The sequence below is a fragment of the Pseudomonas sp. H9 genome (assembly GCF_004353925.1).
In the GTDB taxonomy this organism is placed as follows: Bacteria; Pseudomonadota; Gammaproteobacteria; order Pseudomonadales; family Pseudomonadaceae; genus Aquipseudomonas.
Map to the genome: position 1 here is coordinate 1 of NZ_SMOK01000011.1, position 16,014 is coordinate 16,014.

Genomic DNA, 16,014 nt, shown 5'->3' on the forward strand with positions numbered 1-16,014 from the left:
CGCCGCTGCACGCAAGGGCGACAAGCTGACCTGCGGCGCGACCATTTCCAGTGGCTCGGGCAACGTCATCATCGGCGGCGGCACCTACCGCTACCTGCCGGTGGACGACGAGATCCCGCAATGGCTGCGCACCACCGTGGATGTGCTGATGGCCATCGCCGGTGCTGCGGGCGGTATCGCCCAGTTGATCAAGGCCGGTACCCAGGCCGGCATGAAAGCTGTTATGCCCTGCGCCTTGAAGTTCACCGCAGGCTTCGTTGCCGGTGAAGTGGCCAGCCGCTACGTGGTTGAGCCGGTGGCGCGCAAGGCGATTGGCGGGCTGGTCGGCAACCCGGTCGACCTCACCACCGGGCGCAAATTGATTCCCGATGAAATCGACTTCAGCCTGCCGGGCCTGATGCCGATTGAGTGGTCGCGCTTCTATGCCAGCGACCTCACCGTCGACAGCGTGCTCGGCCGCGGTTGGGTGCTGCCCTGGGAACAGAGCCTGCGCCGCAGTGGCAGCTTCATCTACCTCACCGACAACCAGGGCCGCGAAGTCCCCTTCGTGACCCTGCAAGCGGGCGAGCGCATCTACAACCCGCACGAGCAGGTGTACCTGGTGTGCACCGAGGGTGGCCACTACCTGCTGCAAACCCTCGACAACCTGTTCTTCTACTTTGGCGAAGTACCGGACGACGACCGCAACGTCCCGTTGCAGCGCATCGAAAACGCCCTTGGCCATTTCCTGCACTTCACCCGCACGCCCGCCGGCACCTTGACCGACATCAGCGCCACTGGCGGCACCCGCGTGCACCTGCACTACGACCACCCGCTGGGGCGCCTGACCGACATCAAGCGCGTGGTGAACAACCAGGCGGTCGAAACCCTGACCCAATACCGCTACGACGAACACGGCCAACTCAGCGAAGTGATCAACCGCAACGGCGATTCGGTGCGGCGCTTCAGCTACGCCGACGGCCTGATGGTGACCCACAGCAACGCCCTGGGCCTGGGCTGCCACTACCGCTGGGAAACTCACGGCGGCACGCCACGCGTAGTGGAACACTGGACCAGCGATGGCGAACACTTTCACTTCCGTTACGACCTCGACGCCCGCAGCAGCTGGGCCACCGACGTGCTCGGCCGCGAGCTGCAGGTGCAGTACAACGCCGACCACCGCGTAGTCGCCAGCCGTGACTATGGAGGCGAGCGCTACGCCATCGACCTCGATGACCACGGCAACATGGTCGGCCTGGGCTTGCCGGACGGCAACCAGCTCAGCTTCACGTACGACGAATTTTCCCGTCTGCTTGAAGAGTGCGACCCGCTTGGGCGCAAGACCACCTACGAATACCACCACCTGACCCGACTGGTGACCCACGTCACCTACCCGGACGGCAGCACCTGGCGGGCGCGCTACGACGACAAGGGCAACCTGCTGGCTGAAACCGATGCGCTGGGGAACTTCACCGAATACCTCAACGGCGACGACGGCCTGCCGCACACCATCATCGACGCGACCTACAAGTCCAAATACCTGTGGTGGAACACCCTGGCGCAAGTCGAGCGCTATCAGGACTGCTCAGGCAAGAGCACCTACTACCGCTACGACGAACGCCAGCACCTCGTTGCCGTCACCGATGCGCTGAAGCAGACCACCACACTGGAACGCAAACCCGACGGCGAAGTGCTGCGTATCGACTACCCAGACGGCACGGCCGAACACTTCACCTACAACGTCTACGGCCAGGTGCTCAGCCACACCGACGGCAAGGGCCAGAGAACGCGGCTGCTGCGCACTGCACGTGGTTTGCCGAGCAGCCGTCAGGATGCCAAAGGCCAGCGGGTGCGCTACGAGTACGACAAAGCCCAGCGCCTGACCGCACTGGTCAACGAGAACAACGCCACCTACCGCTTTGCCTACGACCTGTCGGATCGGCTCAGTGAAGAAGTGCGGGTCGACAACCTGCCCCGGCGTTTCAGCTACAACGACGGCGGCCACCTGACCCGGCTCGACGAAATCGGCTACGGCGAAAACGCCGAACGCCCGCAGCGCCACACCGAGTTCGAGCGCGACGCCATTGGCCGTTTGCTCACCAAGACCAACAGCGATGCGCAGCAAGCCTTCAAATACGATGACGGCGACCGCTTGCTGAGCATCGAGCGGCAGCCGACCACGCTTGGCAAACGGCTGGGCGTTAGCGAAGAAACGCTGGAATATACCTACGACCGGCTGGGCCGCCTGACCAAAGAAATCACCCCCGACGGGACACTGGATTACGAGTACGATCCCCTCAGCAACCTCACCACACTGACCCTGCCGGATGGCCGCAAGGTCAACCACCTGTACTACGGCAGCGGCCACCTGCACCAGTTGAACCTGGACGGCCAGGTGATCAGCGACATGGAGCGCGACGACCTGCACCGCGAGGTGTACCGGACCCAAGGCAAGCTGACCAGCTGCTTTGGTTACGACGCCATGGGGCGCAAGGCGTGGCAGTTCGCCTCGACCTTGCCAGCAGAAAAGCTTTCACAGGTGCAGAACCCTGGCATCCACCCAGAACTGCTGGTGGAGCACGCCTACAACCCGATTCATCGCCGCTATCAATACGATCCTGCGGGCGAACTGGTCCGCACCCTGGACAAACTGCGCGGCGAGATCAAGTACGAATACGAAGCCAACGGCCAGTTACGCAGCCGCGATACCGGCTCATTGATTGGCAGTGAAGAATTCCGCTACGACCCTGCCGCCAACCGCCTGGACTTCAATGCCCGACAGCTCGCCAAGGTCAAGGACAACCGCATCAAACACTGGCGGGATCAGGAGTACCGTTACGATGCGTGGGGCAACCTGATCGAGAAGCGCTCGGGGCACAGCAAGCTGCAGCATTTTGCCTACGACTGTGAGAACCGGTTGCTCCGTGCTGAGACGCTGGTCAACGGCAAGCTGGAGAGCACGGGCGAGTATCGCTACGACAGCCTCGGGCGCCGGGTGGCCAAGCAGGCGGAAATCAACGGCGAGGTCGAACAGAAGCGCTTCCTCTGGCAAGGGCTGCGGATGCTGCGGGAGGAAACGCCTGGGCAGAGCATTTTGTACCTGTATGAGCCGGGTAGCTATGCGCCGTTGGCGCGCGTCGATCAAGCGGAGGGCGAGGAGCAGAAACTCTATTACTTCCATACTGATCAGATTGGTACGCCGCTGGAGCTGACGGACAGCGACGGAGAAATTGTCTGGCAGGCGACGTATCGGTCGTGGGGTGAGATCGAGCAGCTGGCTGTCAATGCGGTTGAGCAGAACCTGCGGTTTCAGGGGCAGTACTTTGACGACGAGACCGGACTGCATTACAACACGTTCAGGTATTACGATCCGGAGGTGGGGCGGTTTGTAATGCAGGATCCAATAGGCTTAGATGGTGGCTTTAATCTGTACCATTATGTGCCAAATCCGTTTGGATGGGTGGATCCATGGGGGTGGATTTGTAATAAGCCGGGTGGTTATAAAGCCGGAGATGTTGATGCTCATGGGAATTTATCTCCTCAAGTAAACCGAGCAGTTGGCAATAAAAATATTGGCGCTGATGATTTTGTGCAATCTCATCATTTTATTCAGCATGAATGGGCTAAGCTCAATGTGACGGGGTATAAGAGAAATAGTGCGCCAGCTGTTTTGCTGAAAAGCAGTGCGGGCGAGTCTCATGCTATGATTTCTGCTATGCAGCGGGCAAGGCGGAGAGTGTCTGGGTTTGGTGGGACGTTGCGCGATGAGTTTAATATTGCATATAGGGAAATGATTGATGCTGGTGTTGATCCGGGCGCCGCTCGGCGCGCAGCAAATAAGTCATATAAGTATTACGAGGCGTTAGGGGGGTCAATTAATGATTGTTTATACTGAGCGGCACGGTGCAGCAAGTAACGTAGCTATTGAAGGTGTGCGTGAGGAGCTTGGGGTTTCCAGCGATTCATGGGTTGTAGGTTTTTGGCGGGGGAGTGATGGTGCGTTTTTAAATAACCAAGTTCTTATTTATTCGACAAGTGAAATTCAAGAGCGTAATGACACATTTGAGGTGGGTTTAAACTTTAAAGGAATGGTTGCTGTTGGAGATGATTCCGGTGGTAGGGTAATATTGATAAATAAAAATGGGAGTGAAGGTTTTTTTTTGGTTGACGCTGGTAGCGTCTCGTTAGATGAAGCTGATAAATTTGAAACGCTAGAGGGGGTGCTGGATTTTATTGGGCAGGAAGATGATGATATTGAATCTCGGGTCGGTAATATTGTCGCGCTGGGGTGTAAGCCAAGCCTTGAAGAAATTATTGGCGTAAAGAAATCCCTAGGCTTGAACTTGTCAGTAGTTGAGTTGAAGGCAGTTCTGGCGGAGCAGGGTAAAGTTGTTTTAAAATCCGTTTACGAGCAACGGTACAAGGAAGCTTTGGTGAAATTTTCACATATAATTGAGTTTCGGGTGGGTGGGGTTTTATGACTGTGCTGGCTGATTGTGGCTGTTTGTTGGTTTTCTGAGCCGAAGTTTAGCCGTTTTAGTTGCTGCGTCGAATAATGCAAATTTATTTTGTGTGATGTCATTGTGCAGGAATTAATATATGGCATGCAGCACTTGGTGCTGCTTTCAGAGTAGCCGCCAGCATGCGAAAGGCAAGTTGTTATGTTTCGAGTGCAACATGGCCGGCCTGGCCCTGCCGGACGGCAACCGCCTCGGGTTCCAGTACGACGAGTCCGCCCGCCTGCTTGAAGAGACCGACCCGCTCGGGCGCAAGACCACCTACGAATACCACCACCTGACCTGACTGGTGACCCACGTCACCTACCCGGACGGCAGCACCTGGCGGGCGCGCTACGACGACAAGGGCAACCTGCTCGCCAAAACCGATGCGCTGGGGAACCTGACCGAATACCTCAACGGCGGCGATGGCCTGCCGCACACCATCATCGACGCGACCTACACGTCCAAATACCTGTGGTGGAACACCCTGGCGCATGTCGAGCGCTATCAGGTTACGAATACGACAAGGCCCTGCGCCTGACCGCGCTGGTCAACGAGAACAACGCCACCTACCGCTTTGCCTACGACCTGCTGGGCCGCCGGACTCAAGAAGTCACCCCGGACAGCGCACTCACCTATCCGCTCCTCGCCTGTTTTCGCCTTGCCTGAACGCCGCTCGGCGATATTTCGTACAGACCCTAGTTCCGCTCTCTGACGATACGCGTGGTCGAGGCTGGGTATTTGGCCAGTTTCTCCGGTGCCCGCGCCGGGCGTTTGACCAGCTCGCCACCACAGTTGGGGCACTGGCCTTTGAGCTGTTGTTCGTTGCAGTCGTTGCAAAAGGTGCATTCGAACGAACAGATCAGGGCATCTTGGCTGTCGCCGGGTAGATCACGGCCACAGCATTCACAGCAAGGGCGCAGTTCAAGCATGGTCAGGTTCTCTGTCAGGGGCGGTACAGGTGAGCATGGCTGGCGCGGTACAAAGCAGATTCGGAAAAGCTGTCGCTGGCCAGTACGTGGCCGACCAGAATCAGTGCAGTACGCCGAAAGCCTTTGGCCTGTACCTGCTGAACAATATCATCAAGGGTAGCGAGTACCCAGTCCTGGTCTGGCCAGGTCGCACGGTGTACCACGGCAATCGGGCAGTCGCCACCGTAGTGCGGGCGCAACTGGGCAACGATGTTCTCCAGGTGTTTGACTCCCAGATGAATCGCCAGGGTGCTGCGATGGCGGGCCAGGTCGGCCAGTTGCTCGCCCGGTGGCATCGGCGATTTGTCCGCATAGCGGGTGAGGATCACGGTCTGGGCGATGTCGGGTAGGGTCAGTTCACAGCCGAGCAGGGCGGCGCTGGCAGCCACGGCGGTAACCCCTGGCACGATCTCGTAAGGAATACCCAGCTCGCGCAAGTAACGGATCTGTTCGCCGATGGCGCCGTACAGGCTCGGGTCTCCACTGTGTACCCGTGCAACGTCCTGGCCCTGCTCGTGCGCCTGGCGGATTGCTTCGATGATCTGCGCCAAATGCAGTTCGGCGCTGTTGATCACCGTGTGCGCCTGATGCCCTTCCAGTACGGCAGCGGGCACCAGCGAACCTGCGTAGATAATCACCGGGCAGCGATGGATCAAGCGCTGCGCCTTGACGGTGATCAGGTCGGGATCGCCCGGGCCGGCGCCGATGAAATAGACGGTCATGCACAGTCCTTGGTAATAAAGTGCGGATTATCCGCCAAAGCGTGAAGCACTGGCCAATGCCAGGCTGGCATCGTTGTGCAGGGTGCGGGTCACCCGCAACTGCGCTGGGCCGGCGAGACGCTCGGCCAAAGCCAGGGCGGCGCTTTCGGCGACGCCATAGCAGCCGCTGTGCTGGTAGGTAACCGCTGAACGGTGGCTCAGGCGCGGCTCGAAAGGGGCAAGTTCTGTGGCGCTGAAAAACAGCAGGGGCACCTTGAGGCGCCGCGCCAGTTGCTGCAGCCCCGGTTCGTTGTGCTTGAGATCGATACTGGCAAGGCCCACGACATCAGCCAATGGCAAGTCGTGAGCCTTGAGGGTGTGTTCCAGCAGGTTACTCAGTGCCTCGACCGAGCAACCCCGTCGGCAACCCAGGCCGACGAACAGTTGCATGGGCTTCAGGCCTGGCCAGGGCGGCGGAACAGCCAGGCACTGATCAGGCCGAGGGCCAGCCAGAACGCCGCATTGGTCAACAGCGAAGCGACTTTGAACTCCGCTTCCAGGGCTTCTGGCGCCAGCATTTCATGCACTTCAGGTTGCGGTGCGCCAATCACGTGGGGCACCACCAACAAGACAACGCCCAGTGCTTTGAACAGCCAGTTGTGAGCAAACACGATCAAGGCCAGGCCTAGCGCCGTCGCGGCGGCGGTGCCGACCCACCATGCCTGGCGCTGGGCCAGATCAGCGGCGGCGGTACCCGGCAGCTCCGCAGGCAGCCCCAGGGTCGGTGCCAGGCAGAATACAGCAAAACCGCCCAGGCCCCAGAGTGCGCCGCTGATGACGCTTTTCGGCGCACGCAAGGTGTACAGCGCGGCCAGGATCAGGGCAAAACCAACCGCAACCACCAGGTTGCCGCCTGTGGTCGACAGCACGCGCTGCCAGCCGTCTTCCGGCGCCCAGGCTTCGCTGTCGTGGTGGTGATCGGCGGCCACACCCGGCGCATGTTCATGCGCTTCAACCGCTGGTGCGGCGCTCTCATAGGTTTCTGCCTGGAGAATCAGCGGTGTGACCCAAAGGCTTTGCAGCAGAGTCAGCAGCAGAGCGGTCAGCAGCCCGGTAAAGCCCGCAGTACGTGCAATACGTTTGATCATTGCAGGCTACTCAATGGCAAGGGAAGGCGGCGCTGTGGCGGGTATCGTGGGCGGCGTTGTGCACCGCTTCGATGTGCGAGAAACCGGCGAAGTAGACCAGGCACAGGCCCAGGACTGAAGCGCATATGGCCACCGTCAGGCGTTGGCCCAGGGTGGTGCTGACGGAGATGTTGTCTGTGTTGCTGCCGGTGCTGCTGATGATCGACATGGCGCTTCCCTCTGAGGTGTCAGCGGGTGAATCGAGCGCATGAAGCCCCTGCGGGCCGGGCACGCAGCGGTTCGAACAGCGCCCGCCCACCGCGGGTTTGTTATGTTCTGTGGTGCATTCGCGCACACTGTTGCGGGCCGGTCTCCGGGCTCGCGAGGGGTTGGCATGGCCGACCTGCAAGCATCACCTTCCCATGCAGTACTGCACAGTGGATCTGACGCTTCGCTCGCTTACCGTTGCGGGGGCAGCACCGGACTGACATGGCTTTGCACGCAAAGCACATGGGCACCGGTTTCCCGTTTCACCCTGTGAAGGGCACCCGTAACAAGGTGTGTAGGAGAGCATGGGCGCGGCGCCGAGTCAATTGACGATTAGCAGCGCATAGACCCCCAGCGCAATGAAAAACGTGTAGTAGGACGGCAGTCGGCTAAGGCCCAACAACCAGGCCAAGGCTACTGCGCCAGCCCACGGCAGTGACGACGAATGCGCGTTGGCCAGCGGATGGAGTGATCCGGCCAACAAGCTGACCAGCATGGCCACTGAGGTGTACTTGCCGAGGCGCTCGATAAAGGCGTGCGTACCTGCAGAAAGCCGCTCGACCTTCACCAGCAGTGGCAACAACCGGCAGACCGCGGACACCAGTGCACAGATCAATACATACCGCCAGAACGTACTAGTGTCGGTCATAGGTGTAACTCGCCAGTACCGTCACACCGAGTACCAGCATCAGGCTGATCTGTCCCAGCCACAGTAGGCTTGCTGCAGTGGCCAGGGCGGCGATCCATTGCGCATGAAAGCTGTGACGCTCGCGCGCCAGCTTGCCCAATGAGGCGCTGAGAAACAGTGCAATCACCACACTGGCATGTTCCGTCACTGCGCTGGCGGCGAGGCCGGCGAAGGAGTAGCCGGTTATCGTTCCCAGCAGGGCTGCGGCATACAGTGCAAAACACACAGTGTTGGCGTAGGGGCGACTGATCGACTGCTGTTGTTTGCGGATCGCCATCAGGGTAAAGGCGCCATTGGCCATTACCGCCAGTGCCGGGATGTAGGCTTTGATCGGGCCTTCAAGGCTCGACTTAAGGCTCAAGGTGAACACCAGAAAGCGCAGGTTGATGCTCAATGCCGAAACCAGTACGCCAAAGGTGTTCAACAACTGGGCAGGGGTTTCCAGCAAGGTCAGTTGCAGCGGCGAGGCCATCACCAGGCCGCTGAACACAGACATCGCCGACAGATCCAGGCCATAGCGCCGCCCGAGCATGCCGATCAGGCTGAACGTCAGCAGCAGTGAAATCACGAACGGCAGTGCATCACCCAGGGCTGAGGTTATTTCATGGCGTGGCGCAGGCGTGGCCCGGTCGCTGTCAGCCGACATGGGTGGCGGTGAACAGGTCTTGCACCCCGTCTTTATAGGCCAGGGCCTTTTCCAGGTAGTACTCGGTAGAGAAGCACGGAATGAACTCCTCCACCACTGCGACGCCGCGGTAGCCATTGAGCGCGAAGCGGTTCAATACATCGCTTAAGGGCAAATTGCCTTCGCCGATCGGTAGGTGCTGATGATGAGTGTCGTTGAGGTCGGCAATGTGCAGGTGGCGGGTGAACGGTGCCAGTACCTCGATGGCCTCGAACAGTGCCTCGCCGTAGGGTAGCAATGAACACAGGTGCGTCACGTCGATGGTCAGGTAGCAGCCGGTCTGTGCATGGAAGCGTGCGTGCTCTTCGACGCTGAATACCGGAAAACTCGGACGTTGGGCGCCCATGTTTTCCAGGCACAGGGCCATATTCCCTGTGTCGCAGCGAGCGGTGACCTGGTTGACGGCGGTGATAAGGTTGCTCAGTAGCACGTCGTTGTCCAGCCGGTCTTTGTAGCCGGGATGGAAGGTGACACTGGCGGCGCCGGCTTCGCGCGAAAATTCCACCGCTGCGCTCAGGCAGTCCACGGCCTGTGCGCGCTCGTTCGGATCGCTGGCACACAGGTTGTACTGCCGGCCCCACCAGCCGGCGTGCACTGTCAGGGTGACGCCGTTGTGTTCGGTGAACTGGCGGATCTGCCGGGCCAACGCCCCGCGTTGTTCGTCGGTCAACGACCAGAACACCGCCTCGGCGGCTTCACCAATCTCGAACTCGACGGCCTCGAAATGCCTGGCCAGGTCAGTGATCGAGCCAAGTATGTCGGCAGGGTTGTCGTAGACATTGGTGGAAAACGAGATCAGCGGGAAGTGCGGGCTCAAGGGGCCTTGGATGTGATACAGCGACGTCGTGGTAGTCATTGCGCCATTCCTTGGTGGTTGAAGCGTGAGTGAGACAGCGCGGCGTCGAAGTCCTTTCGTTCACCTTCGCTGGTACAGGCCAGCAACACGTAGCCGTGTCGGTCGGCTGAGCACTGGATAGGGTGGCCAAACCTGCCGTGATGGAGTGTCGTGCGCAGGGCAAACGGGTGTTGCAGCAGGTGTGCGCGAAGCTGGGCCGGGTCGGTTGCGGCGCTGGCCTCGATGTAGCGGATCGCCATTTGCACGTACTCAGGTGCAGACGCAGGCCAGGGGGTGCCGGTCATGGCGGTAATGGTGCTGGCTGCCAGATGGATACCGGTGGTTTTCCAGACCATCTCCCAGATCTGGTCGCCGCCGAAACGGGTCTGGGTTTCGATGAAGTGCAGGTGCTGGCCGTCGACCTTGATCTCGGTGTGGGCCGGGCCCCAGCGGTTACCAAGGCATTCGAGTAACCAGCGCACGGCTTGTTCGATCTGTTCGCGGCGAGCGTCGTCCAGTACGGCGGGAAAATCGTGCCCGGTTTCAACGTACCCCGGCGCGCCACGGGTGTACTTGCGGGTGATACCGAGAATCTGGTGCTGGCCGTCCAGGCTCAGGGACTCAACGCTGAACTCATCGCCATTGGCGAACGCTTCGATCAGGTTGCGCCCCTCCAGCGCCAGGTTGTCGACGTCCTCGGGTTGGTGGATGGCAAACACGCCTTCACTGCCCGACCCGCTGATCGGCTTGACGATGGCCGGGCCGTGGCGGCGTACAAACGCGCGGGCTGCTTCGGCGTTGTCGATGGCGCTGGCCGGCAGCGCGTAGGGGCTGTCTTTCAACAGCTGGCGAAATAGCCATTTGTCGTGACTGAGCTCAACACTGCGCAAGCAGTTGTGCGGGATGTCCAGCCACTCACCCAGTTGCGAGGCCGGCAGCAAGCCGCGCTCGGAAAACGAGACGACGGCAGCAAACGGCCGTTGCCGGTGCAGTTGCTCAATTGCGTCGCGGTAACCGCACACCTGTGTAATGTCGTCGGTCATGACCAGCGTGGCGTGTTCACGCTGGTAGTCGGTCAACTGCTCAGGCTGCTGGACCAGGGTAAAGTGAAAGCGCTGTGCTGTGTCCCAATCCAGGCTCGAGTCTCGTCCTCCGATCAACAGCACCTGCTTGGCCTGCACCGCTTCCGCAGACTCGCCATACAGATCAAGGTCGGCAACGGCCGCCAGTGATTCACGCAGGCGGGCGGTATCGGGCTGGTGGAATTCGGCATACAGGTAATTCTGAAAACCGCTACTGACCGGGCCGATGCGCTGGCCTGGGCTGACATAGGCATACCAGCGCTGAAAGCCTGCAAGTGTGCGCAGGTGGTCAAGGTTATGGGGGCCATCGTAGGTGCGCTCGGTGCGGGCAAAGGGTGTGGCGATGCCGAACGAGCATAGGGCCTTGCTGGCCTCGGGCAGTGCCTGCGCGGACAGGGCCCGGTGATAGCACACGTCCAATGGCAGGTGCCACGCCTGGCGGATCACGTGAATCCGGTTGCCGCCCGGCCGTGCCCCGACTTCGAGGATCTTCGGGCGTTGCTCGGTGAGGATGAATTCAACATGGGCAAACGTGCCTTTGAGCCCCAGCGCGGCGACCGCGTCACGGGCCAGGCGGTGGCAGCGCTCCTTCAGCAGCGCATGTGGCTCCAGCAACGAGGGGGTGTAGCGGGCAAAGTGATGAAAGTCGCTGCGACCGATTTCCATCCCGGTGATGACATCGACAATCGGGAAGCTGTTGACCGCCCCGTCCGGGCTGATCGCGCAATCGATGGAATGGTTGGAACCTTGCAGGTACTCCTCCAGCAGCAACTGCGCGGGTTCCCGGTGTTTGCCGGCTACATAGCGCTCTAGCGCCGGCCATTCGTTGCGGCTGTAGGTGATCAGTTCGTGATGCGTGCGGATGCAACGCACAAACAGGCTGCTGTAGAGGTTGGCCGGCTTGAGGATGAACGGGTAGGGCAGATCGCGCTGGCGGGCGAGCAGGTCGTCCATTTGCACCAGACGCGAGAACACCTGCAGGTCTGGGTTAGTGGATTGCTCGAAACAGTGGCGTTGCAGCGCCTTGTCCAAGGTGTTTTCGACGTTTTGATGCAGGTGGGCCAGGGCCGGCAGCGCGGCGCACAGCCTGGCGGTAATGGCCACATAGCCCTCACGGAAGTTCAATACGCTGGTGAAGCCGTAGGTCTCCAGCAGGCGTTGGGTCAGCGCCACCAGCGCTGCCGTCAGGCCTTTGGAAAAGTCGTAATGGGCCACTGCCGGAAGCTTCGCCTGGTCGGCTACCTTGCTGGTTGCGCGGCTGTCGGCAATCAGCAAAGGCGTGATGCCTTCGGCCAGCAGCCCCTCGTATTCCCCGTCGCGAATGTTGCCAATGATCAGGCAGCTGGGTGTTTTCATGGGTGCGGCTCCTGATCGAAGCTGTAGTGAACCTGATTCAAGTGCTGGCAGATTTGCGTCAGGCGCAGGCGGTCGGCAGGGCTGGTCTTACCGCTTAACACGCTGCGCAGCACGGCGGCCAGCGTGTCCAGGTCCTCGCCGGTGATGCCCAACCGGGTAATTTCCTGAACGCCCAGGCGCAGGCACTCACGGCCGTCGAGCTGCTTGTTGTTGACCCGGATTCCCAACTCATTGAGCTGTTTGGCGGTATTGCGGCTGTGGGTGCCTTCGAGCAGCAGCAGGTGCGTGTCGGTGGGATGCACGCGCCAGCCGGGAAGGTCAGACAGAGCAGTCTGTAGGTGGCGGGCGTTGCTGCACATGCGCTGGGCATAGGCCCGGCCGTAACGCTCCATTTCCACAAGGGTCACGAACAGCTGCAGCAGGCCTGGCAGGTTGGGAGAGGAGATCAGCCCGCCACTGAGGTTCTGCTCGATCTGCCGTGCCAGGTCAGCGCGCCGGCAGACGATCAGCGCCCGGTGGGGGCCGGGCAGCGACTTATGGGTGTTGCCCTGAAGAATGTCGGCACCTTCATCCAGCGGATTGTCAAAGGCCTGCCCGGCGATCAGGCCGAGAGTGTGGGAGGCGTCGTAGATGATCAACGTACGGTGGCAGCCGTGGCGGTTGAGCAGGTCACGCAACGGTTTGATGGCAATGGCCCGGGTTGTCAGGCCGTGGTCGAGCAGCACGACCGAGGGCCGATAGCCCAAGGCCTGAAGCTGCTGGTCGAAGCCGGCCAGGTCGATCTGCCCGTCTTCGCACAGGCGTAAAAACTGACTGCGCCGGCCCATGGTCTGCACCATTGGGCCAGTGGCGAAGTGCCCGCCACACCCTGGTGCCAGAGAGAAAACGGTTTCACCGGGTACGGTCACTGCGGCCAGCACGCTGAGTGTGCAATGCACACCGGACAGCACCCGGAATTCAACGAACTCGGCGTTGAACATGGACTGAGCGGCCTGGGTGGCCAGCGTCTTGAGGGTTTCGACTTCCGGGAAATGTTCGATCTGCATGCCATTGAATTCGGCCGCATAGTGGTGCCCGGTGGTGGTCTGGCTATTGAATAAATAACGGTCGTAGTGACGGTTTTGCCCTAATGTTCGCGCGGTCTCGGAGAGTATGTTTTCGTTGGCGGTGAGCGAAAGTGTGGACACCCGCCGAGCCAGTGCTTGTTTGAACTGGCCACAGATATAAGAGTAGGTGTTGTGGGTAGTGGCGACGGGCACTGAATACGTTGAGCGATTCATGAAGGGTGCACCCTGTCAAAGTCTATGATCAACATGTCGCGGATACCCTGAAGAGCACCGTTAAACATTTTCAATGGAGAAACTTCGTGTAAAAGCCTACGGTCATTCAACGCGATGGTTTCCATATCCCCCGTTAACGTTGCACTGAAAACGGTCGCGCCATCGTCGCGAAATATCCGGCTTTCTCCGCCGATCACCGCTTCGCGTTTAATCAGGTGTTGAAACACGAAGTCGTGCCCATCGCGATGCCGGCCCTCGGGTGTGGCCTGACCTTGATGCTGTTGATCGCACAGGGTTCTGAACTGGTGGCACGTGACACGCCAGTCGTGGGCGCCGACGGTCAGGTCCATCAATGCCAGGTCGGCTGCCAGTAGCGTGTGCAGCACCGGAGAGTCAATGAATGCCGCGCAGCTGCGGGTGTACAGGCGCTCAACGCCGCCCAGCAGCGGGTTGTCGGCCTGGGTCTGGAAGAAGTGGCAGTCCTGCAGGGGGCGCCAGCGACGATCATGTTGGTGGTAGTCGAATTTGCAGATCCGGCGCTCGCGGGCACCGTACTCTGCCGTCAGGTAACTGTCCGACGGCAAGTCGTCCCAAGTGGCATTGAACGCCTGGCGTACTTCATCACCCAGCTGCGCAACCTGCTGCGCGGGGTACCGTGCACTGGTGACGTAATGATCTCTTTTCAGGGCTTCGGAAAGATCAAACAACGTAGGGGCTTGCGACTGACGTATTGCACTAATGGTATTCATTTTGCGGCCCTGTTTGTTTTGTTTGAGCGTAAGGGTCGCAACGAATGCTGATGATCAGGCATACAAGAGATCCTTTCTTGTCTGGCTAACTTTTCGGGTTGGTAGTTATGCTTGCTTTGTTGTTTTTATTTATCAATTTTGTTTTTGTAAATTCATGTGACGGCGCTGATTTGTGGGCTTTCTATTTGTTTAATTCACGAAATGTTTAAATCGGTTTTTATTTGTAGGAGGCTTCTTGTGTATTAATTGTTTGGTTGAATATTTGTTAATTTGCCCTCGGAAACGCCGGGAACTTGTATTGGCCTTAGTGGGAGCGGGCTTGCCCCGCGATGCGATGTGATAGATAAAACGCAATCGCGGGGCAAGCCCGCTCCTACAGGCATCGTCACTCAAGTGAACAGCACGCCAGGCATTGACCCGCCTCTTGACCCTGCGTAGCCTTGCGCTTTCGAGGTTCTTCGGCGTTGGTCGAAGCTAAGACGGGAACGCGGTACAAGCCGCGGCTGCCCCCGCAACTGTAAGCATTGAACGGTTCGACACAGCCACTGCATCACTGCGGGAAGGCGTCGTTCCACCGGCCAGCGGCCGGTACTGTGCAAGCCAGGAGACCTGCCTCGAACAGTTTCCGACATAAACCGGGCGGGGTGATCCGGTGGCGAACGCGCCCAGGCATTAAGGCCTGTGGCTCTCGTCGCGCATGCCCGCCATCCTGCCAAGGGCATCTGCATGAAAACACTGGCCAAACTCCCCGTTACCATCGTCACCGGCTTCCTCGGCTCGGGCAAAACCACACTGCTGCGGCACATGCTCGACAACGCTCAGGGTCGCCGCATCGCGGTGATCGTCAACGAGTTCGGTGAACTGGGTATCGATGGCGAAATTCTCAAACAGTGCAGCATTGGCTGCACCGAGGAGGAGGCCAGCGGCCGTGTTTATGAACTGGCCAATGGCTGCCTGTGTTGCACCGTGCAAGAAGAGTTCTTCCCGGTCATGCGTGAGCTGGTGGCCCGCCGTGGTGACCTTGACCACATCCTCATCGAGACCAGCGGCCTGGCCCTGCCCAAACCGTTGGTACAGGCCTTCCAGTGGCCAGAAATCCGTAATGCCTGCACCGTTGACGCGGTGATCACTGTGGTCGACAGCCCGGCAGTGGCCGCCGGTACCTTTGCCGCCTACCCGGAGCAGGTCGATGCGCAGCGTAAACTCGACCCCAACCTGGACCACGAATCGCCACTGCACGAGCTGTTCGCCGACCAGTTGGCCAGTGCCGACCTGGTGGTATTGAACAAGGCTGACCTGATTGCCGCCGATGACCTGGCCAAGGTGCGTGCTGAAGTGCTGGAAGAACTGCCGCCTGCGGTCAAGGTCATCGAGGCCAGCAGCGGTCGTTTGCCGCTGGAGGTTCTACTGGGCCTGGGCGCCGAGTCGGAAGCGCACATCGATGGCCGCCGCACTCACCACGATTCGCACCATGAGGGCGATGACCATGACGATCACGACCACGATGCCTTCGATTCGATCTCCATCGAGCTGCCTGAAGCCGACGACAGCCTGCTGCTCGACGCCTTGACGCAACTGGTCGTGCAGCACGGCATTTTGCGCGTTAAAGGTTTTGCGGCGATCCCGGGTAAACCGATGCGCTTGCTGATTCAGGGTGTCGGCACGCGCTTTGATAAACACTTCGACCGCGCCTGGCGCAGTGAAGAACCGCGAGTCACGCGCTTGGTGCTGATCGGCCAGGAACTGGATTCCGCCCAGCTGGAAGCGAGCCTGCGCGCCGCCCTGAGCGCCTGAC

The 16,014-nt window shown here is 59.9% G+C and carries 14 protein-coding genes, 1 pseudogene and 2 riboswitches; of the genes and pseudogenes, 4 read left to right on the top strand and 11 right to left on the bottom strand.

The features are described 5' to 3' along the window. From E1573_RS08145 to E1573_RS08155, 3 genes and pseudogenes are all read left to right on the top strand, one after another. The coding region (locus E1573_RS08145) for an RHS repeat-associated core domain-containing protein (RefSeq protein WP_133212424.1) at window positions 1-3,874 on the top strand (3,874 nt) is incomplete at its 5' end. After that, complete coding sequence (locus E1573_RS08150; RefSeq protein WP_133212426.1) at window positions 3,858-4,460, top strand: SMI1/KNR4 family protein; 603 nt, start codon at window positions 3,858-3,860, stop codon at window positions 4,458-4,460. The genes E1573_RS08145 and E1573_RS08150, both read left to right, overlap by 17 nt. 193 nt (window positions 4,461-4,653) lie before the next feature. Then, window positions 4,654-5,105, top strand: a pseudogene (locus tag E1573_RS08155) (hypothetical protein); the annotation flags it as partial. 71 nt (window positions 5,106-5,176) lie between these two features. Here the strand turns inward: E1573_RS08155 and E1573_RS08160 are convergent. From E1573_RS08160 to E1573_RS08210, 11 genes are all read right to left on the bottom strand, one after another. Continuing rightward, complete coding sequence (locus E1573_RS08160) at window positions 5,177-5,410, bottom strand: DUF1272 domain-containing protein (protein WP_133212428.1); 234 nt, start codon at window positions 5,408-5,410, stop codon at window positions 5,177-5,179. 14 nt (window positions 5,411-5,424) lie between these two features. Further along, window positions 5,425-6,171, bottom strand: coding sequence for a precorrin-4 C(11)-methyltransferase (gene cobM / locus E1573_RS08165; RefSeq protein WP_133212430.1), 747 nt, complete (start codon window positions 6,169-6,171; stop codon window positions 5,425-5,427). A gap of 27 nt (window positions 6,172-6,198) precedes the next feature. Continuing rightward, window positions 6,199-6,600 (bottom strand): cobalamin biosynthesis protein, encoded by a 402-nt coding sequence (locus E1573_RS08170; protein ID WP_133212432.1) that lies wholly within the window; start codon window positions 6,598-6,600, stop codon window positions 6,199-6,201. 5 nt (window positions 6,601-6,605) lie between these two features. Further along, window positions 6,606-7,298 (bottom strand): CbtA family protein, encoded by a 693-nt coding sequence (locus E1573_RS08175; RefSeq protein WP_133212434.1) that lies wholly within the window; start codon window positions 7,296-7,298, stop codon window positions 6,606-6,608. Window positions 7,299-7,308: 10 nt separating this feature from the next. Further along, complete coding sequence (locus E1573_RS08180) at window positions 7,309-7,506, bottom strand: CbtB domain-containing protein (RefSeq protein WP_133212436.1); 198 nt, start codon at window positions 7,504-7,506, stop codon at window positions 7,309-7,311. A 117-nt stretch (window positions 7,507-7,623) separates the two neighbouring features. Beyond that, a riboswitch (cobalamin riboswitch) is annotated at window positions 7,624-7,844 on the bottom strand. A gap of 22 nt (window positions 7,845-7,866) precedes the next feature. Further along, window positions 7,867-8,193, bottom strand: a complete 327-nt coding sequence (locus E1573_RS08185; protein ID WP_133212438.1) for an AzlD domain-containing protein — start codon at window positions 8,191-8,193, stop codon at window positions 7,867-7,869. Beyond that, the gene (locus E1573_RS08190; RefSeq protein WP_165957306.1) at window positions 8,180-8,878 is read right to left on the bottom strand and encodes an AzlC family ABC transporter permease; all 699 of its coding nucleotides are present in this window, start codon (window positions 8,876-8,878) and stop codon (window positions 8,180-8,182) included. The genes E1573_RS08185 and E1573_RS08190 overlap by 14 nt, the downstream gene beginning before the upstream one ends. Then, complete coding sequence (locus E1573_RS08195) at window positions 8,868-9,773, bottom strand: sugar phosphate isomerase/epimerase family protein (protein WP_133212442.1); 906 nt, start codon at window positions 9,771-9,773, stop codon at window positions 8,868-8,870. Before E1573_RS08195 ends, E1573_RS08190 begins: the two co-directional genes overlap by 11 nt. After that, window positions 9,770-12,190 (bottom strand): ATP-grasp domain-containing protein, encoded by a 2,421-nt coding sequence (locus E1573_RS08200; protein ID WP_133212444.1) that lies wholly within the window; start codon window positions 12,188-12,190, stop codon window positions 9,770-9,772. Before E1573_RS08200 ends, E1573_RS08195 begins: the two co-directional genes overlap by 4 nt. After that, window positions 12,187-13,470 (bottom strand): hypothetical protein, encoded by a 1,284-nt coding sequence (locus E1573_RS08205; RefSeq protein ID WP_133212446.1) that lies wholly within the window; start codon window positions 13,468-13,470, stop codon window positions 12,187-12,189. Before E1573_RS08205 ends, E1573_RS08200 begins: the two co-directional genes overlap by 4 nt. After that, a complete protein-coding gene (locus E1573_RS08210) occupies window positions 13,467-14,177 on the bottom strand; it encodes a 2OG-Fe dioxygenase family protein (RefSeq protein ID WP_165957307.1) in 711 nt (236 codons plus the stop codon). Before E1573_RS08210 ends, E1573_RS08205 begins: the two co-directional genes overlap by 4 nt. A 476-nt stretch (window positions 14,178-14,653) precedes the next feature. Further along, window positions 14,654-14,851, top strand: a riboswitch (cobalamin riboswitch). A gap of 94 nt (window positions 14,852-14,945) precedes the next feature. On the opposite strand from E1573_RS08210, the gene cobW reads away from it, so the two are divergent. After that, a complete protein-coding gene (gene cobW, locus E1573_RS08215) occupies window positions 14,946-16,013 on the top strand; it encodes a cobalamin biosynthesis protein CobW (RefSeq protein WP_133212450.1) in 1,068 nt (355 codons plus the stop codon). The last annotated feature ends 1 nt before the right edge of the window (window position 16,014 follow it).